The following is a 24,005-nucleotide window of genomic DNA, read 5'->3' on the forward strand; positions in this document are numbered from 1 at the left end:
GGGGGGGGGGGGGGCGGGGGGGGGGGCGGGGGCTTGGATGCCGCGGCCACGCCCCCTGGGTTGGTTTTAGGGCGTCCCCCGCAATCGGACCCACCCCGCCATCCCCCGGATAGTCAGCTTTTGCCGTTGCCGTTGCCGTTGAAGTTGACGTTGATTCGGCGGGTGCAGGGCCGCAGGCCCTGCAGGCCACCCTTAGCTGCGCATGCCCACGCCACGGCGCAGCAGCCACAGCGCCAGCGCCGTCAGCGCCACCACGAAGCCGATCATCAACCCATAGGCCACCGGCAGCGGCACATCGCTGCTGCCCAGCAGGCCATAGCGGAAAGCATTGACCATGTAGAAGATCGGGTTCGCGTGCGTGGCCGCTTCGGCCCAGCCCGGCAGCAGCTTCACCGAATAGAACACGCCACCCAGGTAGGTCAGCGGGGTCAGGATGAAGGTCGGCACGATCGCCACGTCGTCGAACTTCTTCGCATACACCGCATTGATGAAACCGGCCAGCGAGAAGATCGTCGCGCCCAGGATCACCGTGGTCAGCATCACCAGCGGGTGCGGAATGCGCACCGGGGTGAAGAACATCGCGATGATCAGCACGATCACGCCCACCATCAGGCCGCGCAGCACGGCGCCGGCCACGTAGCCCCACAGGATCACCCAGTTCGGCATCGGGCTGACCAGCAGCTCTTCCACGTGGCGGCCGAACTTGGCACCGAAGAACGAGGAACTGATGTTGCCGTAGCTGTTCTGGATCACGCTCATCATCACCAGGCCCGGCACGATGAACTGCATGTACGTGTAGCCGCCCATGTCACCCACGCGCGACCCGATCAGATTGCCGAAGATCAGGAAGTACAGGGTCATGGTGATCGCCGGCGGCACCAGGGTCTGGCCCCAGATGCGCATGATGCGGGCGACTTCGCGGCGCACGATGGTCATCAGTGCGATGCGGTTGCGCTGGCCGTCGGTCAGCTCGGTGGTGCTCATGCAGGCTTCTCCAGGTTGCCGGTGAGGCGCACGAACAGCTCCTCCAGGCGGTTGCTCTTGGTACGCATCGAACGCACGCGGATACCGGCCTCGTTGAGCGTGGCGAACACGCGGTTGAGGTCCATTGCGCGCGGCATGTCGATGTCCAGCGTGTGCGGGTCCGGCGCGGTCAGGGTCGCGCCCTCGATCACCGGCAGCTGCGCCGGCAGGTCACCGTCGATGTCCAGCAGGAAGCCCTCCACGTCCAGCTTGGCCAGCAGGGTGCGCATCGGCCCCTGCTCGACGATCTGGCCATGGTTGATGATCGCCAGGTGGCGGCACAGGTACTCGGCTTCTTCCAGATAGTGCGTGGTGAGGATGATCGTGGTGCCGGCAGCGTTGATCTCCTTCAGCACGCGCCACATGTCGCGGCGGATCTCGATGTCCACGCCGGCGGTCGGCTCATCCAGGATCAGCAGGCGTGGGCGGGTCATCATTGCGCGGGCGATCATCAGCCGGCGCTTCATGCCGCCGGACAGCGTGCGGCTCATCACCTGCGCCTTTTCCCACAGGTGGGCCCGCTTCAGTTCCTCTTCGGCGCGCTGCTCCGCTTCCTCGCGCGGCACGCCGTAGAAGCCGGCGTAGTTCACCAGGATGTCGAAGGGCTTTTCGAACAGGTTGAAGTTGATTTCCTGCGGCACCAGCCCGATCAGGCGCATGGTGGCGCTGCGGTTGCGCACCAAGTCGCTGCCGAACACCTCCACCTGGCCCTCGCTGAGGTTGACCAGGGAGCTGATGATGCCGATCAGGGTCGACTTGCCGGCACCGTTGGGGCCCAGCAGGGCGAAGAAGTCGCCCGGGGCCACTTCCAGGGAAACCCCCTTCAGGGCCTGGGTGCCGTTGTCGTAGGTCTTGCGCAGGTCGCGCACGCGCAGGGCGGGCGCCGTATCGTTCTGGGATGCCAAGCTCGAAGCCTTCGCGCCCATGGGCTGGCGCTGGAGAGGGGCGGGGAGGGGCTATTATAGAAGACCCCGAGGGCTTGCCCCGGCTACACACTGTCCCGAAAAGTCGTGCCTGTTCAATTCCCCCTCAAGCTGGTCGGCCGCCGCATGCTGGCCCCGACCGTCGGCCACTACCAGTTCGTGCGTGACGATGGGCAGCCGCTGGATTTCCAGCCCGGCCAGTTCATCCAGGTCCATTTCAGCTACGCCGATGGCACCGAAACCAAGCGCAGCTACTCGCTGGCGACCATTCACGACCACGCACTGGGCCCGGGCGAGGCGGTGGATATCGCGGTCAGCTTCGTGCCCGGTGGCGCCGCCACCGCGCTGTTCGAGGCGCTGGAGCACGGCGGCCAGATCAGTGCGTCCGGCCCCTACGGCCGCTTCTGCCTGAATCCCGGTGACCACAATGCCCGCTACCTGCTGATCGCCACCGGTACCGGCGTTACCCCGTACCGCTCGATGCTGCCGCTGCTGGAAAAGGCCATGGCCGAACGTGGTGCGCAGATCGTGCTGCTGCAGGGCGCGCGCAGCCCGGGCGAGCTGCTGTACAGCGAGGACTTCTACAGCTTCGCCGAAAAACACCCGAACTTCCGCTATGTTCCGTGCCTGTCGCGCGAACTGCCCGCCGATCCGCATCCGGACGTGCAGCACGGTTACGTGCAGCAGGCGCTGGCCGGTTTCACGCCGGACCCGGCCACGGACATCGCCTACCTGTGCGGCAACCCGGACATGGTGGATGCCTGCGCCGAGCTGCTGAAGGCCGCCGGCCTGGGCAACCCGCAGATCCGCCGCGAGAAGTACGTCAGCAGCAAATAGGTCCGGCTGGTGCCGGCCGCTGGCCGGCAACCCCACGAACCCCGGTAGTGCCGGCCGCTGGCCGGCAACCGCACGAACCCCGGTAGTGCCGGCCGCTGGCCGGCAACCCCACGAACCCCGGTAGTACCGGCCGCTGGCCGGCAACCGCACGAACCCCGGTAGTGCCGGCCGCTGGCCGGCAACCCTGGAAACCGGAGGCGACCCCACGCCGCCCCCGGTGCCCTGCCTTCAGTACTCGATCCAGGCATCACGCCAGGCAGAGCCGGTACCCGGGCGGTAGGCCTCTGCATTGATGTTGCACCAGGCGCCTTCCGGGAACGGGCGGCAGGCATACAGCTTGCCGTCGGTGCCCTTCACCACGGTCTGGCCCGGCGTGTAGCTGCCGATACCCGCGGGGTATACGAAGTCGTAGTCGTCAGCCGGCGGCGGATCGATCGGATCGACCGGATCCGGCACGCGGGTATCGAGCTGGAACAGGTGGCCTGGCTTCAGATAGACGAGGTTCCCGGTAGCCGAGGCGACGGGCGTGATCACGCCGTTCTTCATCACCCCCACGCGCGCCTGCTGCGCAGTGCCATTGACCTTGTGGGCCAGTGCCAGCGGCCACTGGTTCGCAGCGGTCTGGCCGGCGGCAAGGGTGATCTGCGGGCTTTCCAGATCGTTGCCCTGGGCGTTGAAGACCCGCAGGGTCAGGATGGTGCCCACGTCCAGCGCACCACGGGCAGTGACCGGACCCGCGTCCTGCCACTGCGGCGGCGGGGTCACACCACCGCCCCCCTCGAAGCGCACGTCTGCGCAGGTATAGAACGCCTCGCCCGAATCCGAGCGCTGCCAGGTGTTGTAGATGATGTGCTGGCCGCTGCGCTTGGGTAGCGGGCAGTCCAGCTTGTAGACGTCACCGGAGACCGGCACGTTGCCCAGCGTGCAGAATTCCTGCAGGTCGGCCCAGCGCAGCGGGCTGCCTGGTTGCCAGCCATCGCGGGTGACATAGAACTTCCACTCGCGGGTGGCATGCGGGGCCGGCGCCTTGAACTCGAACGTGTAGCGGCCACGGGCGTCGGCTCGGATCGGCGAGGTCTGCCAGTCACTGCGGTTCAGATCCAGGCCGCGGTACTTGCTGTTGCCGCCGCTGCACAACTGGCCATCGGGCACGACGGCCTGGTGGTTGCCATGGGCCTCGGCCTGGTTGATCCCGGCCCAGTCATAGAACGGTTGCGCACCACCGATGGCCTCGGCGGCAGCGCAGGCGGGGTTGGTCGGATTTTCGGGATTGCCCTGGTAACAGGCATAGACACGGCTGGCGGGTTTGGACAGGGTGCCGTGGGCGAACGCGCTGCCAGAGGTGGCAATGCCTGCGATCACAGACAGCGCGATGACGGTCCGGTGTGACAGATGCATGGAGATCTCCTGTGGGTGGTGAAACCCCGCGAAGTCTCGACATCCCGCCCGCCCGCATCCATCGGATTACGTTGAAAAAAGCATCGCGTGGTTGCATATGGGAACGGCTTCCCACTCACGCGCTGGCGCGTCTCACGCTATGCAGGGAACGGCGCTCTGCCACCATTCCCTGTACCCGGTCTCAGTATGCAATCCACGCATCGCGCCAGGCCGCACCCACACCCGGCCGGTACGCCTCGGCGTTGACGTTGCACCATGCACCTTCCGGGAACGGGCGGCAGGCGTACAGCTTGCCGTCGCTGCCCTTCACCACGGTCTGGCCCGGCACATAGCTGCCGATGCCCGCCGGGTACACGTGGTCGAAATCACCGCCCGGTGACGGTGTACCCGGGTCGGGAACCTGGGTATCGAGCTGGAAGCGGTTGCCGTCCTTCAGGTACACGCGGTTGTCGGTGGCTGAGGCGGTCGGCGTGATCGCGCCATTGGCAAGCACGCCCACGCGCGCGTGCTGGGCACTGGCATTGACCTTGCGGGCGAGCACCAACGGCCACTGCGCGGGTGCGGTCTGGCCGCTGGCCAGGGTGGCCTCCACACGTTCGACGTCATTGCCGTTGGCGTTGAACACGCGCAGCGCCAGCGTCGTGCCAACCGGCAGCTCACTGCGTGCGGTGACCGGGCCGGCGTCCTGCCATTGCGGTGCCGGTGCCGTCCCTCCGCCGCCCTGGAAGCGCACGTCCATGCAGGTATAGAACGCCTCGGTCGAATCCGAGCGCTGCCAGGTGTTGTAGATCACATGCTGGCCGGCGCGCTGCGGCAACGTGCACTGAAGCTTGTAGGTGCCGTCGGCCGACAGCGGCGTATTGCCCAGCGTGCAGAACTCCTGCAGGTCGGCCCAGCGCAGCGGGCTTCCCGGCTGCCAGCCTTCGCGGGTGACGAAGAAGCGCCAGTCGCGCGTGGCGTGTGGTGCGGTCGCCTTGAACACGAAAGTGAACTTGCCATTGGCATCGGCCTGGATCGGCGTGGTCTGCCAGTCACTGCGGTTCACGTCCAGGCCGCGGAAGGTCGGGTTGTTGCCGCTGCACAGCTTCCCGTCGGGCACCACGGCCTGATGGTTGCCGTTGGCGTTGGCCTGGTTGATGCCGTTCCAGTCGTAGAACGCCTGTGAACCGCCGATGGCCTTGGCCGCGGCACAGGCCGGGTTGGTCGGGTTCTCGGGATTGCCCTGGAAGCAGGCATAGACGCGGCTGACCGGCGTGGTCATCGTGCCGTGGGCGAACGCGCTGCCGGCCAGGCACAGGCCCGCAGCGGCGAACGAGGTGGCCAGCAACAGCGGTGTGGATCGGAATGACATGGCGCATCCTTGTGGTCGTCGAAAGGGAACGGTGACCGCAGGAGCTGCGCTGCGCGGCGGACTTTCGGCGGCACCACGGCGAGTATCGAGTCGCACTGCAGGGGACGGAACCATCGCAGTGCCGATCCGTGACTGCGCATGTGAAGCCCTTCCCGCAGGCTTCACGCAGGGCTGAACGGATGCGCTGGACGTCACGTGACCGGCGTGGCATCGATCACGTCATGGAGATCACGCGACGCAGTCCCGGTACCCACCCGATCTGCCTGGCACGAGAAACAGCCATGCGCCGCGTTGTGCAGCTGCACGAACGCCACCGACGGGTCGGCAAACAGTGCATCCAGGTGGTCGGCCACCTCGGTGCCCGCGCAGACCTGGGCACCGCACATCAGCGCGGCGTGGTCATAGGCACGCATCGAGATCATCCGGCGCTGCACATACGGGGGCACCTCGCCCGGCGGCAGGACGCAACGGGTCACGCCGCGCTGCACGAAGATCGGGCCGGCGGCGCGGTACGGCGAATGCAGCGGCAGGTGGACGTGGGACAGCAGGAGCAGCTCGCTGCCAGGCGCGGGGTCGCTCAGGCTGATCCGGCAGGGATGTCCGCCGTTGGCGCCGGCCCAGCGACGCTGGATGCCGAGCGTGGCGAGCGCGCTGTCGCTCATCTCGAACAGGTGCAGGAAAGGGCGGTGGTCGATGCCGCCGAGGTACCACGCGTGCATGGGCGTCTCCTTGGGTTTTCCGCGGATTGTGCGCATGCGCCGGTCGCCGTGCTCGCCGTTTTCAGACCCCGCATCGCCGTCGGGCCGGAACACTGGCCCTTGGGGTGCTGCTGGCCGCCGCCGATGCCGCCCTGCACGGGCCAAGGCCGAGCGCGGGACTGCCAGGTCTGCGCGCCGTCGGCGGCGGATTCGTCATTGCCCATCGCCGTCGGCGCGTTGCCCGTGTAAGTTGGGTCACATCTTCCGCGGCAGCCCGTCGTGGTCGACAGGAACGTCCTCCAGGGGAAACGAGCACGATGCAAAGACACCACCTCGCGCTGGCCGGGATGCTGGCCAGCCTGATGCTTGCCGGGTGCAGCCAACCGCCGCCGGCCGGCGCCGGAAGCGCCAGCGATGCACCCAGCCGCCGCTTCGGCACGATCGACTTCCAGCCCTGCACGTTGTCCACCGAAGGCGCCAGCGCCAACGTGGAGGCGCAGTGCGCCACCCTGCAGGTGCCGGAGAACCGGGCCCAGCCCGATGGCCGCCGGATCGGCCTGCGCATCGCCTGGCTGGAATCGGGCAGCAGCGGCGCCAGCCAGCCCGACCCGGTGTTCTTCCTGGCCGGCGGCCCCGGCCAGGCGGCCAGCGAGGTGGCGGTCATCGTCGATACCGCACTGCGCCAGGTGCGCAAGCAGCGCGACGTGTTCCTGATCGACCAGCGCGGCACCGGCGGCTCCAACCCGCTCAGCTGCCTGGGCGCGGACGGCAAGCCGCTGCAGATGGACGAGGATGCCGCGCCTTCCGAGGCATCGCTGCGCGACTACGCCCAGCGCTGCGCCGCATCGCTGCAGGGGCGTGCCGATGCGCGCTTCTACACCACCACCGAGGCGATCGCCGATCTGGATGCGGTGCGTGCGGCGCTCGGTGTGGACCAGCTGAACCTGGTTGGCGGCTCCTACGGTACCCGCGTGGCCCAGCGCTATGCCGGGGCCTATCCGCAGCACACCCGCAGCATCGTCATCGATGGCGTGGTACCGAACGAGCTGGTGGTCGGTGGCGACTTCGCGACCACCTTCGAGGATGCGATCGCCCTGCAGTCGGCGCAGTGCCGCAAGGATGCCGCGTGCAGCAAGCGTTTCCCGACCGACACCCGCGCGCAGCTGCGCAGCGTGGTCGACACCCTGCGCCGTGCACCAGTCTCGGTCGAGTATCGCGACCCGGGTACCAACGCACCGCGGCAGGATGTCCTGACGCCGGACAGCGTGGTCGGCCTGGCCTTCGCCTTCTCCTACGTGCCGCAGTATTCCTCGCTGCTGCCACTGGTGCTGGATGAAGCCGCGCACGGTCGTTATGCCCCGTTGGCATCGCTGGCGCGCGGCGCGAACCGCAGCATGGATTTCCAGATCAACCGCGGCATGCAGTGGTCGGTGATCTGCAGCGAGGATGCGCCGCGCTACCACGCGCCGGCCGAGGACCCCGAGCGGCTGTTCGGCAACGAAGTGGCCAGCGCCTTCTTCGCCGCCTGCCCGGTGTGGCCGCACCGTCCGGCGCCGGCAACCGATGCCGTGCCGCTGCGCAGCGACGTGCCGGCACTGCTGCTGTCCGGTGAGCTGGACCCGGTGACCCCCCCGCGCTACGCCGCACAGGTGCTCAAGGGCCTGCCCAATGGCCGTGCGCTGGTCGCCCGTGGCCAGGGCCATGGCACGTTGACCGCCGGCTGCATGCCGCGGCTGCTCGGCCAGTTCATCGACAAGACCGATGCCAAGGCGCTGGATGCCGGCTGCCTGGACACGCTGAGCTACGTGCCGGCGTTCACCTCGTTCAACGGATGGGAACCATGATCGTCGCCGACAACCTGCACAAGGCCTTCGATACCCGCACGGGCCGCATCCAGGCGGTCGCCAACGTCGGCTTCCGCGCCGGCGATGGGCAGATCACCGGCCTGCTCGGCCCCAATGGCGCTGGCAAGACCACCACCATGCGCATGCTCTACACGCTGATGACCCCTGACCAGGGCAGCATCAGCGTCGATGGCATCGACGCCGCCGGCAATCCGGTGGAGGTACGTCGCCACCTGGGCGTACTGCCCGATGCGCGCGGCGTCTACAAGCGCCTGACCGCGCGCGAGAACATCGCCTACTTCGGCGAGCTGCATGGCCTGTCGGCCGAGCGCATCCGCGAACGCATCGAGGTGCTGTCGCACGCGCTGGACATGGGCGACATCCTCGACCGGCAGACCGACGGCTTCTCGCAGGGCCAGCGCACCAAGACCGCGATTGCCCGCGCGCTGGTGCACGATCCGCGCAACGTCATCCTCGACGAACCGACCAACGGCCTGGACGTGATGACCACGCGCGCGCTGCGCCGCTTCCTGCTGGGCCTGCGCGAAGAGGGTCGCTGCGTGATCCTGTCCAGCCACATCATGCAGGAGGTGGGCGCGTTGTGTGACCACATCGTGATCATCGCCAAGGGCACGGTGATGGCCGCGGGCAGCGCCGATGATCTGCGTGCGCAGGCCGGTGAAGCCAATCTTGAGGACGCGTTCGTGAAACTGATCGGCAGCGAAGAGGGCCTGCACGCATGAGCATGATGTCGACCCTGATGACGGTGATGCGCAAGGAACTGCGCGACCTGTCGCGTGACCGCCGCACGCTGCTGCTGACCCTGCTGTTCGGGCCGCTGCTGTACCCGGTGCTGCTGCTGGGCATGGGCAAGCTGGCCGAGAGCCGGGTGCGCACCCAGATCGAGGAGCCGTTGCAGATCCCGACGATCGGCGCGGAGAACGCGCCGAACCTGGTGCGCTTCCTCGCCGCACAGGGCCTCAATGCCGCACCGGCGCCGAAGGACCTGGCCGAGGCCATCCGCAGCCAGGATATCGATGTGGCGCTGCGCATCAGCGGGGACTTCGGCAAGGACTGGGCCGAGGGCAAGCCGGCGCTGGTGGAGGTGATCAAGGACAGCACGCGTCGCGCGGCCGAGGTACCCAGTGCACGCCTGGAGGCGGCGCTGGCCACCTACAACGGCCAGGTCGGTGCCTTGCGCCTGATGGCACGCGGCATCGATGCACAGGTGGCACGCCCGCTGGACGTGGCGCGCCAGGACCTGGCCAGTGCCGAGGCCAAGCGCGGCATGATCCTGTCGATGCTGCTGCCGGTACTGCTGACGCTGACCTCGTTCATCGGGGGTGCCTACCTGGTGATGGACGCCACCGCCGGCGAGCGCGAGCGGCAGTCGCTGGAACCCCTGCTGGCCACGCCGGGCTCGCGCAGCGCGATCGTCAGCGGCAAGATCGCCGCCGCCTGCGTGGTCGGTTTCGTGTCGCTGCTGCTGACCCTGGTCGCGTTCAAGGTGAGCGCGCAGATCGCACCCGGCAACATCGGCCGCCAGTTCAACATGAACGTCGGCTCGATGCTGCAGATGCTGCTGGTAATGCTGCCGATGCTGCTGATCGGCACCTCGCTGCTGACCTTCCTGTCGGCCGCGGCCAAGAGCATGAAGGAAGCGCAGAGCCACATGACCTGGCTGATGCTGCTGCCGATGCTGCCTGGCTATGCACTGGTGGCCTACCCGCTGAAGAGCGAGATGTGGCAGTACGCCGTGCCGTTCCTGTCGCAGAACCAGATGCTGCTGAAGGTGATCCGCCACGAGACCATCACCCCGACGGTCTGGGCGATCTACCTCGGTGCCAGCCTCGGCCTGGCCGCCGTGCTGTGGTTCGCCGCCGTGCGCCGCTACCACAACGAGCGCCTGGCCATCTCCGGCTGACCCCAAAAAGGGGACGGAGGGGATTAAGTCGTTTCTGCCCCTCCCGTCCCCTCCTTGCGCGGGCGGCCTTGTCTTCGCATCGCCACCGGGCGCCCGAGCGTCTTCTCTACCATCCGCAGGAACGCAGCATCCCCCAACGGACGCTGTTTGGCGCTATGACTGCGGATTGCGGGCAGATCGGCGGACGCATTCACATCGCGCAGGAATCGCGCATACACCGCCGTCCTGTTGCGAGCGGTCGCGGCCAACGCTCTGAATGCGGGATGCGGGGTCAGCATGGGGTCATCGCGTCGTTGAAGGTTGCCGTGCACGCTGGACCACGGATGATCTTCAGCACTGACCGCAATGCCGGCACGAACGGGATTGCGTTCGATGTAGCGGTATACGCTGAGCAGGTAAGCGTCGCTGTCGATCATCGAGGAATGGAAGCGGCCCTGCCACAGGGGACCGGTGCGGCCGTGCCGCTGGTTGAAAGCCTGCACATAGTTGTTGCCCTGCATGCGCATTGCATCGGCCAGCCCACGCTGCGTGGATGGCGTGGCCAGCAGGTGGATGTGGTTGTCCATCAGTACGTAGGCATGCAGTGCGACGCGGTGCTTGAGGAAAGCGCTGTGCAGCAGATGCAGGAACAGTTGCCGGTCGATGTCGTCGACAAAGATCGCACCCTTGTTCACACCGCGCTGGATCACGTGATAGGCCTGGCCGGCCAGCATCAGGCGCGCTTGTCGGGGCATGGGATTCCCAGGTCGAAGGGGGCCTCAGCCTGGCATCGGCACCGTGGCGTAGGGCATCAGGTAATGCCGCGCAGGCGTATCGGAGGAGTCAGAAGCGACTTAATCCCCTCCGTCCCCTTTTGCGTACCGCGCGGGCGTTACCCCCATCTCGCGCTTGAACACGTTGATGAAGGAACTGGGCGTGTCGTAGCCCATCGACAGGGCGACGCTGATCACCGGTTCGCCTGCCAGCAGGCGTGGCAGTGACAGCAGCACGCGCAGGCGCTGCCGCCACTGGCCCAGGGTCATGCCTGTGGCGGCCTGCCAACGGCGGGCGAGGCTGCGGCTGGACAGTCCGCTGGCGGCTGCCCACGCTTCGACGCTGCGCAGGTCGTCCGGCGAACGCGCCAGCGCCGCCGCGATCCGCCGCAACCGGCGATCCCGCGGCTGTGGCAGGGCAAATGGCAAGGGAGTGCTGGCACGGATCTCATCGGCGATGACGCCGGCCAGGCGTGCCTGCGCAGCGTCCAGTGCCTGATGGGGCCAGCGCAGTGCGCGCGTCACCGCCGCCTGCAACAGCGCATCGGGTTGGAAAATACGGGGCAGCGGGGGCAGATCCAGGCCGGTATCGGCGCGGACGTACAGGCTCCAGCCATCGAATGCGTCTGCCCCTATCAGGGCGTGGGGCAGCAAGGGCGGTATCCAGGCAACATGCCCCGCCGGCAGCAGCCAGTGCAGGTCGCCGGCCTCGATCCGCAGCAGGCCGTGGTGGGCACCCAGCAACTGGCCGCGCACGTGCTGGTGGCGCGCGGTGCGGCGCCGTCCCGGCACCCGCAGCTGGGAGGCCATGACGAGAGGACCGCCTTCAGCGTTCGCCAAAGCGGGGTCAATCAGCACAGGTGATGTCTGATCTGCCATATCCAATGGCAGTTATACGGCAGAACTGCCGATGACTGGGCGTCACACTGGGCTCCCGATCCCACAGAAGCATCACCATGCAGCCGCAGGACATTCTTCCCGACCATCAGAACGAGGTGCAGGTAAACGGCCTCACCGTGCGCAAGGGCAGCGTCGGCGCCTTCCTCGCCAGCGTCCGTGACTGGCAGGACCCCGCCAGCGATGACGCCACCCGCGTCACCGCCGAAGCAGATCTGCGTGGGCTGCTGCCGGGCCTGCATGCGCTGGGCCTGTTCCAGGTGCTGGCCGCGCGCGATCCGGCACTGCAACGCCTGATCGACAGCCTCTCCTGAAATGAACACGGCCCGGACATGCCGGGCCGTGTCCTCATTGCGGGGGCGGAAACGACTTAATCCCCTCCGTCCCCTTTTTGCGGTCAGGTGCCGCCCGGGGCGAATACCAGGGTACGGCGGGTGGTGACCGGTGCGCTGACCGGCTCGAAGCGCCAGCGCTTGACCGCGTTCATGGCTTCGCGATCGAAGACGCGCGAAGGTGTTGCGCGCAGCACGCGGGCGTTGGTCACTGAGCCGTCGGTGCCGACGGTGATTTCCACCAGCACTTCGCCGGAGGTGCCTGCACGCAGTGCCTCGGACGGATAGCGCGGCGCCGGGGTGCTGACCGGGCGCAGGTTCGGCGCCGCAGCGGCCGCTGGAGCCGCGGCCTGGCGTGCGGCACTGGCCTGCTGGGCGGCGGCCTGCTGCTGCTTCAGCTCGGCTTCGCGGCGCGCGGCGGCCTGGCGCTCGGCTTCCTGGCGCTCGTTGTCGCGGCGGGCGGCATCCTGCTGCGCAGCGATCTGCTTGGCCGCGTCGGCTTCCTTGGCACGCTGCTCGGCCAGGCGCTGCTGCTCGGTCTGCTGCTTGCTGCGGTCCTCGGCGTCCTTCTTGGCCTTCTCGGCTTCGGCCTCGGTGCGCTTGGCCGCGTTCTGCACGCCCTTGGCCAGGCCGTCCTTCAGGCGCGGCAGGGCCGGCGCGGATGCATCCACCTTCTCGATCAGCGCCACCAGCCGCTGCGCTTCGGTGTAGTCCTCGCGCCCCAGGTGCTGCTCGGCGGCGATCAGGGTGTACGGCAGCAGGTCGGTCAGCGCGCTCTTCACCGAGGCGTCGTCCGGGGTCTTGTCGCGCAGGGCGAGGTAGTACTCGATGGCGTTGTCGCCGGCCGGCGCGTACATGCGGTTCTCGCGCAGGGCCTGGCTGGCCGACTCACGCAGCTGCTCGGTGCCCATCGACTGCACCTTGGCGGCGACCACCGGTGCGGCCGGTGCAGCGGCGGTGGGGGCGGCGGCCGGAGCCGGTGCTGCGGATTCTTCCTTGCCCGAGCAGGCGGCCAGCGCCAGTGCCAAGGCAACCGGCAGCCACCGGCGCGCGGCGGTGATCGTTGAGACGTGCGACATCCTGCTCCCCTTTAGAAGACGACGTGACGTAAATCATTGATATGCATGGCCGGGACCCGTGGTCCAGGCGCGGCAGGGTGGCGTTTCCCGACGCCACCGCCGGCAACGGCGAGGATGCAATCTAGCATCCCGGCCACCGCCCCGCACAAGGGGTGGTGGCCGGGTGGGGCCGCGGCGATCATGTCGTGGCCGGCGGCGACCTCAGTGGTCGTGTGCCTTGTCGTGCGACTTGCTGTGGCCGTTGGACATCAGCTTGTCGGTCCAGGCGATGCCGATCGCCGACAGGATGAACACGCAGTGGATGATGGTCTGCCACAGCACGCCTTCCTGGGTCAGCATCGAGCAGCGGGCGACACCGATGTTGGCGGCGGCCACGCTCATCTGCTCCGGCGTGCACAGCGGGATACCGCCCAGCGCACCGCTGGCGATGAAGGTCTTCAGCAGGTGGATCGAGGAGATGCCGATGATCGCCATCGCCAGCTTCACCTTCAGCACGCTGGCGTTGACGTGGCTCAGCCATTCCGGCTGGTCCGGGTGGCCTTCCAGGCGCAGGCGCGAGACGAAGGTCTCGTAGCCGCCGACGATCACCATCACCAGCAGGTTGGAGATCATCACCACGTCGATCAGGCCCAGCACGATCAGCATGATCTGCTGTTCGCCCATCGACACCGAGTGGGACAGCAGGTGCCACAGTTCCTTGCCGAACAGGAACACGTAGACGCACTGGGCAAGGATCAGGCCCAGGTACAGCGGCAGCTGCAGCCAGCGCGAGGCGAAGATCAGCGAGGACAACGGGGACAGGGGACGAGGACTGTGGCTCATGCAGGACAGTGCGTTTCGGGGGAGCCGCGAGGTTACCGGCCCGCCATGACGGTGCCAACCCAACTCACGCACTAGACTTCAGGTTCCTTTCCGCACCCCGAGCCGACGCCATGATCGACCTGTATTACTGGCCCACCCCGAACGGCCACAAAGTGACCCTGCTGTTGGAGGAAGCCGGCCTGGAGTACCGCATCCACCCGGTCAACATCGGCTCGGGTGACCAGTTCAAGCCAGAGTTCCTGGCCATCTCGCCCAACAACAAGATGCCGGCCATCGTCGACCACGCCCCGGCCGATGGCGGTGCCCCGCAGAGCGTGTTCGAGTCCGGTGCGATCCTGCTGTACCTGGCCGAGAAGACCGGCCGCTTCCTGCCCAGCGACCCGCGCGGCCGCGTGACCACCCTGGAATGGCTGTTCTGGCAGATGGCCGGCCTGGGCCCGATGAGTGGCCAGATGGGCCACTTCAACGTGTACGCACCAGAAAAGATTCCCTACGCGATCGAGCGCTACGACAACGAGGTGCGCCGCCTGCACGGGGTGATGGACAAGCGCCTGGCCCAGCACGCCTTCCTGGCCGGCGACGAGTACACCATCGCCGACATGGCCAGCTACCCGTGGATCGGCGCCTACGACAAGCTGCCGGTGGACTTCGCCGCGTTCCCGAACCTCAAGCGCTGGCACGAGGCCATCGCCGCGCGCCCGGCCACCCAGCGCGCCTATGCGCTGCGCCAGCAGGTGAACCCGAACGCCGGCAAGCCGCTCAGCGACGAAGAGCGCAAGCACCTGTTCGGCCAGCGCTGACCCGCCGCGGGGTCGGATCCCTTTGCAACGCAAAGGGCCCTGACCCCAGCACCGCAGCATGGGCAGAAGGTCATGCTGCCTTCCTGCACGGGCTTGGTTAGGATGGGGGAACGACCGCCCCGCGCCCGCCGCAGGGCGGACCTGCCGTTTGCCGGGATCCTCCATGCGCCACCTGTTCGCTTCGCTTGCCCTCATGCTCGCCACCAGTACCGCCGCCCACGCCGAGAAGCTGACCCTGGAGGCCATCACCGGCCCGCTGCCGCTGTCCGGCCCGACCCTGATGAAGCCCAAGGTGGCGCCGGACGGTTCGCAGGTCAGTTTCCTGCGCGGCAAGGACAGCGATCGCAACCAGCTGGACCTGTGGACCTACGACATCGGCAGTGGCCAGACCCGGTTGCTGGTTGATTCCAAGGTGGTGCTGCCCGGCACCGAGACCCTCAGCGATGAGGAAAAGGCGCGCCGCGAGCGCCAGCGCATCGCCGCGATGACCGGCATCGTCGATTACCAGTGGTCGCCGGACGCACAGCGCCTGCTGTTCCCGTTGGGCGGCGAGCTGTACCTGTACGACCTCAAGCAGCAGGGGGCGGCGGCCGTGCGCCAGCTGACCCACGGTGAGGGCTTCGCCACCGACGCCAAGCTGTCGCCCAAGGGCGGCTTCGTCAGCTTCATCCGCGGCCGCAACCTGTGGGTGATCGACCTGGCCAGTGGAAAGCAGCTGCAGCTGACCCGCGACGGCAGCACCACCATCGGCAACGGCGTGGCCGAGTTCGTCGCCGATGAAGAGATGGACCGCCACACCGGTTACTGGTGGGCACCGGACGATTCGGCCATCGCGTTCGCGCGCATCGACGAGGCACCGGTGCCGGTGCAGAAGCGCTACGAGGTCTACGCCGACCGCACCGATGTGATCGAACAGCGTTACCCGGCCGCCGGTGACGCCAACGTGCGCGTGCAGCTGGGCGTGATCGCACCGGCCGCCGAGGCGCAGCCGCGCTGGGTCGACCTGGGCAAGGAACAGGACATCTACCTGGCCCGCGTCGATTGGCGCGATGCGCAGCACCTGAGCTTCCAGCGCCAGTCACGCGACCAGAAGCAGCTGGACCTGGTGGAAGTGGCACTCGACTCCAACCGCCAGCGCGTACTCGCCCACGAGACCAGCCCGACCTGGGTACCGCTGCACAACAGCCTGCGCTTCCTTGAAGACGGCAGCGTGCTGTGGTCGTCCGAGCGCACCGGCTTCCAGCACCTGTACCGCATCGACAGCAACGGCAAGGCCACCGCGCTGACCCACGGCAACTGGCCGGTGGACGAGCTGCTGGCGGTGGATGAGACGGCCGGCAAGGCCTACTTCCGCGCCGGCATCGAAAGCCCGCGCGAAAGCCAGATCTACGCGGTATCGCTGCAGGGCGGCGAGCCGCAGCGCCTGTCGAAGGCGCCGGGCATGCACAGCGCCAGCTTCGCCCGCAACGCCAGCGTCTATGTGGACAGTTGGTCCAACAGCACCACGCCGCCGCAGATCGAGCTGTTCCGCGCCAACGGCGAGAAGATCGCCACACTGGTGGAAAACAACCTGGCCGATCCCAAGCACCCGTATGCGCGCTACCGCGACGCGCAGCGCCCGGTCGAGTTCGGCACGCTCACCGCCGCCGACGGCAAGACGCCACTGCACTACAGCCTGATCAAGCCGGCCGGCTTCGATCCGTCCAGGCGCTACCCGGTGGCGGTGTATGTCTATGGCGGCCCGGCCAGCCAGACCGTCACCGACAGCTGGCCCGGCCGTGGCGACCATCTGTTCAACCAGTACCTGGCCCAGCAGGGCTACGTCGTGTTCTCGCTGGACAACCGCGGCACCCCGCGCCGCGGCCGCGACTTCGGTGGTGCGCTGTACGGGAAGCAGGGCACGGTGGAAGTGACCGACCAGCTGCGCGGCGTGACCTGGCTGAAGCAGCAGCCGTGGGTGGACCCGGCGCGCATCGGCGTGCAGGGCTGGTCCAACGGCGGTTACATGACCCTGATGCTGCTGGCCAAGGCGTCGAACCAGTACGCCTGCGGCGTGGCCGGCGCCCCGGTCACCGACTGGGGCCTGTACGACAGCCATTACACTGAGCGCTACATGGACCTGCCGGCGCGCAACGACGCCGGTTACCGTGAAGCGCGCGTGCTGACCCACATCGATGGGCTGCGCTCGCCGTTGCTGCTGATCCACGGCATGGCGGACGACAACGTGCTGTTCACCAATTCGACCAGCTTGATGAGCGCGCTGCAGAAGCGCGGCCAGCCGTTCGAGCTGATGACCTACCCGGGTGCCAAGCATGGCCTGTCCGGCGCCGATGCCCTGCATCGCTATCGTGTGGCCGAAGCCTTCCTGGGGCGCTGCCTGCAGCCTTGAAACACAGACGGGAAGGAGCCCGCCGATGACACTGCCGCCGCCGATTCCCACCCACGGCCCGAAGCCCGCCGGCTGGTGGTCCCGCCACTGGCGCTGGGCGATGCCCGTGGCCGTGCTGCTGGTGCTGGCCGGGGCCGGTGGCACGGTGGCCTGGAGCGTGCTGCGCTGGAGTGAGGCGGCACGCGAGAGCCCACCGATGCGCGAGGCGATGCGTCGCGCCGGCTGCAGCATCGAACTGGTGGAAGCCTTCGGCGAGCCGCTGCGTACCGAATCGATGCCGCTGGGCAGCATGCAGACCGCGCTCAACGGCCAGCGCGATGTCGGCCTGACCGTGGCCCTGGAAGGCCCCCGCGCACACGGCCGGTTGTTCGTGAAGGGCACCCGCAGCGACGACGTGTGGGACTACCCGGTGATGTACGTGCTGGGGGAGAACAAGCGGACCTTCGACCTGACTGCGCTGGATGACGATGAGGCCGCGCAGGAATGCGAACTGCAGGCCTGCCGCGAACGCGGCGAATGCCCGCTGACCGCAGCGTTGTGACCTCCGGCCGATTGTCGCCACCGCGCTGAGCGCGTAGGGTGCGGGCAACCCTGTCCTGGAGTGCACCATGAAGCCGATCGCGTTGGCCGTTGCCCTGGCCCTGACCGCCGCCCCGCTGCTGTCCGCACCGCCGGCGCTGGCGGCACCCGCCGCCAAGGCCGCCACACCGGCCAGCCCGGCCTGGGTCGCCCGCAGCAACGCACTGGCGCAGATCCTGCTCGATGCGCAGGGCCCGTTCCAGCCGGAAGAAACCGGCTTCTTCGGCGTGCCCGGCTACGACGACAAGGTGGCCGACCTCGGCGCGGACAACGGCAAGCGCTACCGCGCCGCGATGGCCAAGGCCCGCGACGAACTGAAGGCGAAGCTGGCCACCGAGCAGGATCCCAACGTCCGCCAGGACCTGGAGATCATGATCCACGCCGCCAACCAGAACATCGAAGGCAGTGAGCTCAACGAGAAGTACCTGTTGCCGTGGAGTGACGCGCCGCAGACGGTGTTCAGCGGCCTCAACCTGCTGCTGTCCGACCAGGTGCCGGCCGAGCGCCGGGCCAAGGCGATCGACCGCCTCAAGGCTTACGCCGGCCTGCAGCCGGGCGGCACCGCGTTCACCACGCTGGCCCGCCAGCGCTACGAAGAGCGCTTGAAGGACAGCAGCCTGCTGCAGCCGACGAAGATCGAAGTGCAGCAGTCGCTGGACAACGTCGAGACCTACATCAGCGGCATCGAGTCGCTGCTGAAGAAGTACCAGATCGCCGGCGCCGATGAAGCGATGAAGGCCCTGGCCGGGCAGATGAAGGACTACGCCAGCTGGACGCGCTCGACCGTGCTGCCGAAGGCGCGCACCGACGCACGGCTGCCGGCGCCGCTGTACGCCTACCAGCTCAAGCAGGTCGGCATCGACATCGACCCGAAGCTGCTGATGCAGCGCGCGCAGCTGGAGTTCATGGAAACCCGCTCGGCGATGCAGCAGCTGGCGCCGCTGGTGGTGAAGGACAAGGGCCTGAAGGTGGCCGACCCGAGCGACCCGGTGGCGGTGATCCGCGCGCTGAAGGCCGACAAGATCGCCGACGACCATCTGGAAGGCCACTACCGCAAGGTGATCGATGCGATCGATCCGCTGATCCGCGAGCATGCCATCGTCGACGTGCCCAAGCGCGCCATGCAGATGCGCCTGGGTTCGGCCGCCGAGAGCGCGGCCAGCCCGGCCCCGCATTTCCTGCCGGCGCCGCTGGTCAACAACACCGGGCAGCAGGGCACCTTCGTGCTGCCGCTGGGCAACCCGGCCGCGGGCCCGGGCGCACAGTACGACGACTTCAACTTCGGTGCGGCGGCGTGGACGCTGAGTGCGCATGAAGGCCGCCCCGGCCACGAGCTGCAGTTCACCGCGATGGTCGAGCGCGGCGTGTCGCTGGCACGCACCATGTTCGCGTTCAATTCGGTGAACGTGGAAGGCTGGGCGCTGTATGCCGAGGCCGAGATGGTGCCGTACGAGCCACTGGACGGGCAGATGATCGCCCTGCAGTTCCGCCTGCTGCGCGCCGCACGCGCGATGCTCGACCCGATGCTCAACCTCGGCCTGACCGACCGCGCCAACGGCGAGCGCGTGCTGATGGAGCAGGTCGGCCTGTCCAAGGCGATGGCCACCCAGGAACTGGACCGCTACATGGTGCGCATGCCGGGCCAGGCCGGCAGCTACTTCTACGGCTACACCCGTATCCTGGAACTGCGCATGCAGACTGAGCTGGCACTGGGTGCGAAGTTCGACCGCCTGGCGTTCAACAACTTCCTGCTCGACCAGGGCCTGCTGCCGCCGGACCAGCTGGCCGACGCGGTGAACAAGGTGTTCGTGCCGAAGTACAAGCGCTGAACACCCCCGGTAGTGCCGGCCGCTGGCCGGCATTCCCCTGGCGTCAAGAGGATTTCTGAGGTTGCCGGCCAGCGGCCGGCACTCCCCTGGCGTCGGGAGGATTCCTGAGGTTGCCGGCCAGCGGCCGGCATTCCCCTGGCGTCGAGAGGATTCCTGAGGTTGCCGGCCAGCGGCCGGCATTCCCCTGGCGTCGAGAGGATTCCTGAGGTTGCCGGCCAGCGGCCGGCACTACCTGCGGTGACGCTGCCGCGTCACCGCTGCGGGGTGATCACCTGCGTCGGCAGTCGTGCCGGCGGTTCCGGGTTCGGCACCCAGATCGCCACGCCGGCGGCGCGCTTCTGCGTGGTCGGAATACCGATGCCGACGCCACCGCCGACATGCGAGCCGAACGTGCCGGCACCCACCGACATGCCCACCGGTGAGCCGCTGCTGCCCACGCCCATCAGCACCACGCCATTGGCGCCCAGCGCTGCGGCCTCGCGCTTCAGGCGCGCCACCGCTGCATCGGTCTGGCCCTGCGTGCCGAAGCCCACGGCAGACGCCGATTCCAGCTGGGCGATTTCCTGGGAGCCGGCCGGCGGCGTCGAATAGATCTGCACCAGTGCCGGATCGATCGGCGCGCGGGCGCGCCCCAGCATGACCTTGGAGGTGCTGGCACAGCCGGCGGCGACCAGCAGGATGGCCGCCAACGCGGCCCAACGGATGTTCATGGCACGACCCCTGTAGGACTGGTTGCGATCATCGGCGGGCCACTCTGAATCGGCGCCAACACCCGGCCCAGAGCAGGCACGGCGGCACGCTAGCACGGTGCCGGTGACAGCCCCGCCAACGGCAGTAGGCGGCGACGGCGGGAACGACTATGGTGCACAGACAGGAACCAACTGCGGGAGAGTGGAATGGGCGTGATCAGTCTGTTGTGGGGCGTACTGGCGCTGTTGTGGATGATCCTGGCGCTGATTCCGCTGCTGGGCTGGGGCAACTGGTTCCTGATCCCGTTCGCCGCCGTGGGCGCGGTGATCGCCGCGCTGGGCATCCTGTTCACCCACCCGACCAAGCGCGGCCGGGCCTGGGCCGGGCTGGTGCTGAACGGCATCGTGGTGGTGGTCGGCATCCTGCGCCTGGGCCTGGGTGGCGGCGTGATCTGAGCCGCATCGCCGGGTGCGACAGGGCGTCGCAGGTACACGGCCGAGGGCCGGGCAGCGGCGTACAATGAACGGCTGCGCGAGCCCCCCGCGTGCCTGTGAATCCGCGCCCGGCGCGGCTGCCCCATGATCATCCGACCCCGTCCCCACGGCTGGCAACTGCTGTACATCCTGCGCGGCTCGATCGTAAAAGCGATCGCGCCGAAGGTGCTGGCCATCCTGATCCTGTCCATCGCGGTGGCCGCGGTGGTGGAACTGGCGCCGCCGACCGGCATCGAGCGCGTTTCCGTCACGCCGTTCACCCTGCTCGGCCTGGTCCTGTCGATCTTCCTCAGTTTCCGCAACAGCGCCTGCTACGACCGCTGGTGGGAAGGCCGCAAGCTGTGGGGGCAGCTGGTCTACGAATCGCGTTCGCTGGCCCGCCAGGTGAACCTGCTGCTGGCCGATGACGCCGGTCGCCGCCGCCGCATCGCCTACCTCACTACGGCTTTTGCCCATGCGCTGGCCGCGCGCCTGCGCGGGCGCATCGTGGCCCTGGCGGCGTTGCCGTGGCTGGACAAGCCGCAGCGCGAGCAGCTGGGCCAGCGCGAGAACGTGCCCGACGCATTGCTGTCGATGATCGCTGCCGAGCTGGCCCAGGCCCTGCGCGCCGGCGAACTCGACCCGATCCTCTACACCCAGCTGGAAGAGCGCCTGCACGCGATGTCGTCGATCCAGGCCGGCTGCGAGCGCATCCTCACCACGCCGCTGCCGTTCGCCTACACCCTGCTGCTGCATCGCTGCGCATGGATGTTCTGCGTGCTGCTGCCGTTCGGCCTGGCCAGCTCGCTGGGCTGGGGCACGCCGGTACTGTCGGCGGTGCTGGCCTACGCCTTCTTCGGCCTGGACCAGCTGGGCGAAGAAATGGAAGACCCGTTCGGCTTGGAGCCGAACGACCTGCCGCTGGACGCGCTGGTGCGCACGATCGAGATCGACCAGCTCGACGCGCTCGGCGAACGCCCGTTGCCCGAACCCCTGCTGCCGCAGGGCTACCTGTTGCAATAGCCACTCCTCGGAGCCTGCCATGTCCCACCCGCTTTACCGCCCGCGCCGCATGCGCCACGACGAGTTCTCGCGCCGCCTGATGCGCGAGAACACGCTGACCACCGACGACCTGATCTACCCGGTGTTCGTGCACGAACGGGCGGGCCGCACCGCAGTGCCGTCGATGCCGGGCGTGGAGCGGCTGTCGATCGAAGAGCTGCTGAAGGTGGCCGAAGAAGCGCTGGAACTGGGCATTCCAGTGATCGACCTGTTCCCGGTGATCGACCCGTCGCTGAAGTCGCTGGACGCGTCGGCGGCGTGGGCCGAGGACGGCCTGGCGCAGCGTGCGATCCGCGCGCTGAAGTCGCGCTTCCCGGAACTGGGAGTGATGACCGACGTGGCGCTGGACCCGTACACCACCCACGGCCAGGACGGCATCATCGACGACAAGGGTTACGTGCTCAACGACATCACTGTCGAAGCGCTGGTCAAGCAGTCGCTGTCGCACGCCGAGGCCGGTGTGGACATCGTCTCGCCGTCGGACATGATGGACGGCCGCATCGGCGCGATCCGCCGTGCGCTGGATGCCGACAACCACATCAACGTGCGCATCATGGCCTACTCGGCCAAGTACGCCTCGGCGTTCTACGGCCCGTTCCGTGATGCGGTGGGCAGCGCGGCCAGCCTTGGCAAGGCCGACAAGAAGACCTACCAGATGGACCCGGCCAACGGCGACGAGGCCCTGCGCGAGATCGCGCTGGACCTGGAAGAGGGCGCCGACATGGTGATGGTCAAGCCGGGCATGCCGTACCTGGACCTGGTGCGCCGGGTGAAGGAGACATTCGGTGTGCCGACCTTCGCCTATCAGGTGAGTGGCGAGTACGCGATGATGAAGGCCGCCTTCGCCAACGGCTGGCTGGAGGAACGCGCCTGCGTGCTGGAGTCGCTGCTGGGTTTCAAGCGGGCCGGCGCCGATGGTGTGCTGACCTATTTCGCGCCGCAGGTGGCGCGATGGCTGCGCGAGCGCTGACAATAGCGCCACGATAGACGGAGGACTGCGCGATGGGACCCGAACTGGGATGGATGCAATGGCTGATCTGGGGCACCGGTACGCTGGTGTTCGGCGCCATCATCGTCGCTGTCTTCATCGCCGCCTGGCGGGCCGGCAAGCGCCCGCCGGAACAGCTCTCCGCTGCCCGCCACGTGGCCCGTGAGCAGGCGCTGCCGGAGACCGTGCAGGCCGAGCTGGCCGCGTTGAACCAGCGCAAGGACAACGGCCAGCTGAGCGAAATGGAGTACGAGCAGTTGCGCGCCAAGGTGTTGTCGCGCTGACAGGGCGTTTCATCCACGCATGGCGTGGATCTACTGGTAGTCGCCAACCTTGGTTGGCGCTTTCACGTATGCCAACCAAGGTTGGCATCTACCAAACGGCCATCCACGCATGGCGTGGATCTACCGCGCGCACCCGGCCACCGCCGCCACCTTCGGCACCGCCAACCGGTACACGTCCACGCCACCGGCACGCGGCGCCTTCGCTGCACTGCTGGCCACCATCATCTCGCCCGGCTTGGCGTTGTCGACCACCGGCGCACCGGTCCAGCCGCCGGCCTGGTTGAACGACAGCCCCAGCGGCTGCAGCGCTACACCGCTCCACGCACAGCCGCTGCTCCAGACCTGCGCGGTACTGCCATTGCCGCGGCTGAACACCACGGCGCCGTCCTGGCCCAGCCAGTCGCCGTCGGTCTCGTCGTCGGCGCTGTTCAACGCGCTCAGTGCGCTGGCCGGGCCGCGCAGGCCCTGCGCATCCAGCGTCGCCACGAACAGGTCCCAGCCGGCGCCACGGCCCTGCTGGCGGGCAAACAACAGCTGCTTGCCGTCCGCGCTCAGGGCCGGCCCGCGCTCTTCCCGGCGCCCGCCGTCACCGGCCAGCGGCTGCGCCGGGCCCAGCCGGCCGTCGGCGGCCAACGCGGCGCGGTACAGCGCCAGCGCGCCCTCGCGGCCGGCCGCGAACAGCAGCCAGCGGCCGTCACGGCTGAAGTAGGGATCGCGGGCTTCACCGGCCACGCCTACCGGCAGTACCTGTGCCTGCTGCCAGCGACCGTCCACCACGCGCGCCTCCCACAGGCCCCAGCCGGCCTCGCCGCGGCGGGCGAAGACGATGCGCTGGCCATCGGCGCTGATCGTGGCACGGCCTTCGTCGGCGCGGGTCGAGACCACGCCCATGCCTTCGATGCCGTACTCGTTCAACGCCATCGCCACGGGGGCAGAGAGTAGACTGGCGGCGAGCACCAGCAGGGGCGGGGTGATGCGCATCATCCGGTTCCGTGCACGAAAGAGCATCAGTCTAGCCAGCTTGAGGATTC

24 protein-coding genes are annotated in these 24,005 nt (G+C 68.1%); 13 read left to right on the forward strand and 11 right to left on the reverse strand.

Annotation, left to right across the window (positions count from 1 at the left end; genetic code table 11):
• Positions 1–192: 192 nt before the first annotated feature.
• Together AC5JLE_RS15455 and AC5JLE_RS15460 are read right to left on the reverse strand one after the other, a co-directional pair.
• Entirely contained in the window at positions 193–984 is a 792-nt protein-coding gene (locus AC5JLE_RS15455) for an ABC transporter permease (RefSeq protein WP_014038898.1), read from the reverse strand.
• A complete protein-coding gene (locus tag AC5JLE_RS15460; protein WP_005411567.1) occupies positions 981–1,949 on the reverse strand; it encodes an ABC transporter ATP-binding protein in 969 nt (322 codons plus the stop codon). The genes AC5JLE_RS15455 and AC5JLE_RS15460 overlap by 4 nt, the downstream gene beginning before the upstream one ends.
• Positions 1,950–2,033: 84 nt before the next feature.
• Here AC5JLE_RS15460 and AC5JLE_RS15465 point away from each other — a divergent pair, with 84 nt between their 5' ends.
• Positions 2,034–2,783, forward strand: coding sequence for a ferredoxin--NADP reductase (locus tag AC5JLE_RS15465; RefSeq protein ID WP_014648809.1), 750 nt, complete (start codon positions 2,034–2,036; stop codon positions 2,781–2,783).
• A 228-nt stretch (positions 2,784–3,011) separates the two neighbouring features.
• Here AC5JLE_RS15465 and AC5JLE_RS15470 read toward each other — a convergent pair whose 3' ends face one another.
• The 3 genes from AC5JLE_RS15470 to AC5JLE_RS15480 all read right to left on the reverse strand — a co-directional run bounded on the left by AC5JLE_RS15470 (position 3,012) and on the right by AC5JLE_RS15480 (position 6,251).
• Positions 3,012–4,181: a lytic polysaccharide monooxygenase gene (locus AC5JLE_RS15470; protein WP_496065445.1), complete on the reverse strand. Its 1,170-nt coding sequence runs from the start codon at positions 4,179–4,181 to the stop codon at positions 3,012–3,014.
• A gap of 181 nt (positions 4,182–4,362) precedes the next feature.
• Complete coding sequence (locus AC5JLE_RS15475) at positions 4,363–5,532, reverse strand: lytic polysaccharide monooxygenase (protein ID WP_496065446.1); 1,170 nt, start codon at positions 5,530–5,532, stop codon at positions 4,363–4,365.
• Positions 5,533–5,723: 191 nt separating this feature from the next.
• Positions 5,724–6,251 carry a DUF1203 domain-containing protein gene (locus AC5JLE_RS15480; protein ID WP_041863955.1) on the reverse strand — a complete coding sequence of 176 codons (528 nt, stop codon included), beginning with the start codon at positions 6,249–6,251 and terminating at the stop codon, positions 5,724–5,726.
• A 296-nt stretch (positions 6,252–6,547) separates the two neighbouring features.
• Between AC5JLE_RS15480 and AC5JLE_RS15485 the strand changes: the two genes are divergently transcribed.
• The 3 genes from AC5JLE_RS15485 to AC5JLE_RS15495 are packed head-to-tail and all read left to right on the forward strand — an operon-like array spanning position 6,548 to position 9,998.
• Positions 6,548–8,074, forward strand: coding sequence for an alpha/beta hydrolase (locus AC5JLE_RS15485; protein WP_414934912.1), 1,527 nt, complete (start codon positions 6,548–6,550; stop codon positions 8,072–8,074).
• Positions 8,071–8,817 carry an ABC transporter ATP-binding protein gene (locus AC5JLE_RS15490; RefSeq protein ID WP_046433110.1) on the forward strand — a complete coding sequence of 249 codons (747 nt, stop codon included), beginning with the start codon at positions 8,071–8,073 and terminating at the stop codon, positions 8,815–8,817. Before AC5JLE_RS15485 ends, AC5JLE_RS15490 begins: the two co-directional genes overlap by 4 nt.
• Complete coding sequence (locus tag AC5JLE_RS15495; RefSeq protein WP_049404907.1) at positions 8,814–9,998, forward strand: ABC transporter permease; 1,185 nt, start codon at positions 8,814–8,816, stop codon at positions 9,996–9,998. The genes AC5JLE_RS15490 and AC5JLE_RS15495 overlap by 4 nt, the downstream gene beginning before the upstream one ends.
• A 23-nt stretch (positions 9,999–10,021) precedes the next feature.
• Here the strand turns inward: AC5JLE_RS15495 and AC5JLE_RS15500 are convergent, their stop codons facing one another.
• Both AC5JLE_RS15500 and AC5JLE_RS15505 read right to left on the reverse strand, forming a co-directional pair.
• Positions 10,022–10,732, reverse strand: a complete 711-nt coding sequence (locus tag AC5JLE_RS15500; RefSeq protein ID WP_032959053.1) for a transposase — start codon at positions 10,730–10,732, stop codon at positions 10,022–10,024.
• A 99-nt stretch (positions 10,733–10,831) separates the two neighbouring features.
• On the reverse strand, positions 10,832–11,629 hold the full coding sequence (locus AC5JLE_RS15505; RefSeq protein WP_032959054.1) for an AraC family transcriptional regulator: 798 nt from the start codon (positions 11,627–11,629) through the stop codon (positions 10,832–10,834).
• A gap of 77 nt (positions 11,630–11,706) precedes the next feature.
• Here AC5JLE_RS15505 and AC5JLE_RS15510 point away from each other — a divergent pair, with 77 nt between their 5' ends.
• On the forward strand, positions 11,707–11,961 hold the full coding sequence (locus AC5JLE_RS15510; RefSeq protein ID WP_032959056.1) for a hypothetical protein: 255 nt from the start codon (positions 11,707–11,709) through the stop codon (positions 11,959–11,961).
• Positions 11,962–12,044: 83 nt separating this feature from the next.
• Here the strand turns inward: AC5JLE_RS15510 and AC5JLE_RS15515 are convergent, their stop codons facing one another.
• Positions 12,045–13,058, reverse strand: a complete 1,014-nt coding sequence (locus AC5JLE_RS15515; RefSeq protein ID WP_014648799.1) for an energy transducer TonB — start codon at positions 13,056–13,058, stop codon at positions 12,045–12,047.
• Between the two features lie 201 nt (positions 13,059–13,259).
• Positions 13,260–13,880, reverse strand: coding sequence for a TIGR00645 family protein (locus AC5JLE_RS15520; RefSeq protein WP_241884761.1), 621 nt, complete (start codon positions 13,878–13,880; stop codon positions 13,260–13,262).
• Positions 13,881–13,990: 110 nt separating this feature from the next.
• Here AC5JLE_RS15520 and AC5JLE_RS15525 point away from each other — a divergent pair, with 110 nt between their 5' ends.
• The 4 genes from AC5JLE_RS15525 (at position 13,991) to AC5JLE_RS15540 (ending at position 19,477) form a co-directional block, all read left to right on the forward strand.
• Complete coding sequence (locus tag AC5JLE_RS15525) at positions 13,991–14,680, forward strand: glutathione binding-like protein (protein WP_014648797.1); 690 nt, start codon at positions 13,991–13,993, stop codon at positions 14,678–14,680.
• A gap of 163 nt (positions 14,681–14,843) precedes the next feature.
• Complete coding sequence (locus AC5JLE_RS15530) at positions 14,844–17,069, forward strand: S9 family peptidase (protein WP_049404911.1); 2,226 nt, start codon at positions 14,844–14,846, stop codon at positions 17,067–17,069.
• A gap of 25 nt (positions 17,070–17,094) precedes the next feature.
• Positions 17,095–17,610 (forward strand): cytochrome c oxidase assembly factor Coa1 family protein, encoded by a 516-nt coding sequence (locus AC5JLE_RS15535; RefSeq protein WP_496065447.1) that lies wholly within the window; start codon positions 17,095–17,097, stop codon positions 17,608–17,610.
• Positions 17,611–17,677: 67 nt separating this feature from the next.
• On the forward strand, positions 17,678–19,477 hold the full coding sequence (locus AC5JLE_RS15540) for a DUF885 domain-containing protein (RefSeq protein WP_053495951.1): 1,800 nt from the start codon (positions 17,678–17,680) through the stop codon (positions 19,475–19,477).
• A gap of 251 nt (positions 19,478–19,728) precedes the next feature.
• Here the strand turns inward: AC5JLE_RS15540 and AC5JLE_RS15545 are convergent, their stop codons facing one another.
• Complete coding sequence (locus AC5JLE_RS15545; RefSeq protein WP_005420187.1) at positions 19,729–20,187, reverse strand: hypothetical protein; 459 nt, start codon at positions 20,185–20,187, stop codon at positions 19,729–19,731.
• 186 nt (positions 20,188–20,373) lie between these two features.
• Here AC5JLE_RS15545 and AC5JLE_RS15550 point away from each other — a divergent pair, with 186 nt between their 5' ends.
• The 4 genes from AC5JLE_RS15550 to AC5JLE_RS15565 all read left to right on the forward strand — a co-directional run bounded on the left by AC5JLE_RS15550 (position 20,374) and on the right by AC5JLE_RS15565 (position 22,974).
• The gene (locus AC5JLE_RS15550; RefSeq protein ID WP_005420185.1) at positions 20,374–20,622 is read left to right on the forward strand and encodes a hypothetical protein; all 249 of its coding nucleotides are present in this window, start codon (positions 20,374–20,376) and stop codon (positions 20,620–20,622) included.
• Between the two features lie 123 nt (positions 20,623–20,745).
• Positions 20,746–21,663, forward strand: a complete 918-nt coding sequence (locus AC5JLE_RS15555) for a bestrophin family protein (protein WP_014038878.1) — start codon at positions 20,746–20,748, stop codon at positions 21,661–21,663.
• A gap of 19 nt (positions 21,664–21,682) precedes the next feature.
• Positions 21,683–22,672: a porphobilinogen synthase gene (gene hemB / locus AC5JLE_RS15560; RefSeq protein WP_164077007.1), complete on the forward strand. Its 990-nt coding sequence runs from the start codon at positions 21,683–21,685 to the stop codon at positions 22,670–22,672.
• A gap of 32 nt (positions 22,673–22,704) precedes the next feature.
• Positions 22,705–22,974, forward strand: a complete 270-nt coding sequence (locus AC5JLE_RS15565; RefSeq protein ID WP_032959066.1) for a gas vesicle protein GvpG — start codon at positions 22,705–22,707, stop codon at positions 22,972–22,974.
• Between the two features lie 120 nt (positions 22,975–23,094).
• Here the strand turns inward: AC5JLE_RS15565 and AC5JLE_RS15570 are convergent, their stop codons facing one another.
• On the reverse strand, positions 23,095–23,958 hold the full coding sequence (locus tag AC5JLE_RS15570; RefSeq protein ID WP_014648791.1) for a TolB family protein: 864 nt from the start codon (positions 23,956–23,958) through the stop codon (positions 23,095–23,097).
• Positions 23,959–24,005 lie beyond the last annotated feature (47 nt).

The organism is Stenotrophomonas sp., from assembly GCF_059505245.1.

Bases quoted from the DNA above. Each gene is read 5' to 3' on its own strand.
- AC5JLE_RS15455 (WP_014038898.1), bottom strand. From the start codon at position 984: ATGAGCACCACCGAGCTGACCGACGGCCAGCGCAACCGCATCGCACTG.
- AC5JLE_RS15460 (WP_005411567.1), bottom strand. From the start codon at position 1,949: ATGGGCGCGAAGGCTTCGAGCTTGGCATCCCAGAACGATACGGCGCCC.
- AC5JLE_RS15470 (WP_496065445.1), bottom strand. From the start codon at position 4,181: ATGCATCTGTCACACCGGACCGTCATCGCGCTGTCTGTGATCGCAGGC.
- AC5JLE_RS15475 (WP_496065446.1), bottom strand. From the start codon at position 5,532: ATGTCATTCCGATCCACACCGCTGTTGCTGGCCACCTCGTTCGCCGCT.
- AC5JLE_RS15480 (WP_041863955.1), bottom strand. From the start codon at position 6,251: ATGCACGCGTGGTACCTCGGCGGCATCGACCACCGCCCTTTCCTGCAC.
- AC5JLE_RS15485 (WP_414934912.1), top strand. From the start codon at position 6,548: ATGCAAAGACACCACCTCGCGCTGGCCGGGATGCTGGCCAGCCTGATG.
- AC5JLE_RS15490 (WP_046433110.1), top strand. From the start codon at position 8,071: ATGATCGTCGCCGACAACCTGCACAAGGCCTTCGATACCCGCACGGGC.
- AC5JLE_RS15495 (WP_049404907.1), top strand. From the start codon at position 8,814: ATGAGCATGATGTCGACCCTGATGACGGTGATGCGCAAGGAACTGCGC.
- AC5JLE_RS15500 (WP_032959053.1), bottom strand. From the start codon at position 10,732: ATGCCCCGACAAGCGCGCCTGATGCTGGCCGGCCAGGCCTATCACGTG.
- AC5JLE_RS15505 (WP_032959054.1), bottom strand. From the start codon at position 11,629: ATGGCAGATCAGACATCACCTGTGCTGATTGACCCCGCTTTGGCGAAC.
- AC5JLE_RS15510 (WP_032959056.1), top strand. From the start codon at position 11,707: ATGCAGCCGCAGGACATTCTTCCCGACCATCAGAACGAGGTGCAGGTA.
- AC5JLE_RS15515 (WP_014648799.1), bottom strand. From the start codon at position 13,058: ATGTCGCACGTCTCAACGATCACCGCCGCGCGCCGGTGGCTGCCGGTT.
- AC5JLE_RS15520 (WP_241884761.1), bottom strand. From the start codon at position 13,880: ATGAGCCACAGTCCTCGTCCCCTGTCCCCGTTGTCCTCGCTGATCTTC.
- AC5JLE_RS15525 (WP_014648797.1), top strand. From the start codon at position 13,991: ATGATCGACCTGTATTACTGGCCCACCCCGAACGGCCACAAAGTGACC.
- AC5JLE_RS15530 (WP_049404911.1), top strand. From the start codon at position 14,844: ATGCGCCACCTGTTCGCTTCGCTTGCCCTCATGCTCGCCACCAGTACC.
- AC5JLE_RS15535 (WP_496065447.1), top strand. From the start codon at position 17,095: ATGACACTGCCGCCGCCGATTCCCACCCACGGCCCGAAGCCCGCCGGC.
- AC5JLE_RS15540 (WP_053495951.1), top strand. From the start codon at position 17,678: ATGAAGCCGATCGCGTTGGCCGTTGCCCTGGCCCTGACCGCCGCCCCG.
- AC5JLE_RS15545 (WP_005420187.1), bottom strand. From the start codon at position 20,187: ATGAACATCCGTTGGGCCGCGTTGGCGGCCATCCTGCTGGTCGCCGCC.
- AC5JLE_RS15550 (WP_005420185.1), top strand. From the start codon at position 20,374: ATGGGCGTGATCAGTCTGTTGTGGGGCGTACTGGCGCTGTTGTGGATG.
- AC5JLE_RS15555 (WP_014038878.1), top strand. From the start codon at position 20,746: ATGATCATCCGACCCCGTCCCCACGGCTGGCAACTGCTGTACATCCTG.
- hemB (WP_164077007.1), top strand. From the start codon at position 21,683: ATGTCCCACCCGCTTTACCGCCCGCGCCGCATGCGCCACGACGAGTTC.
- AC5JLE_RS15565 (WP_032959066.1), top strand. From the start codon at position 22,705: ATGGGACCCGAACTGGGATGGATGCAATGGCTGATCTGGGGCACCGGT.
- AC5JLE_RS15570 (WP_014648791.1), bottom strand. From the start codon at position 23,958: ATGATGCGCATCACCCCGCCCCTGCTGGTGCTCGCCGCCAGTCTACTC.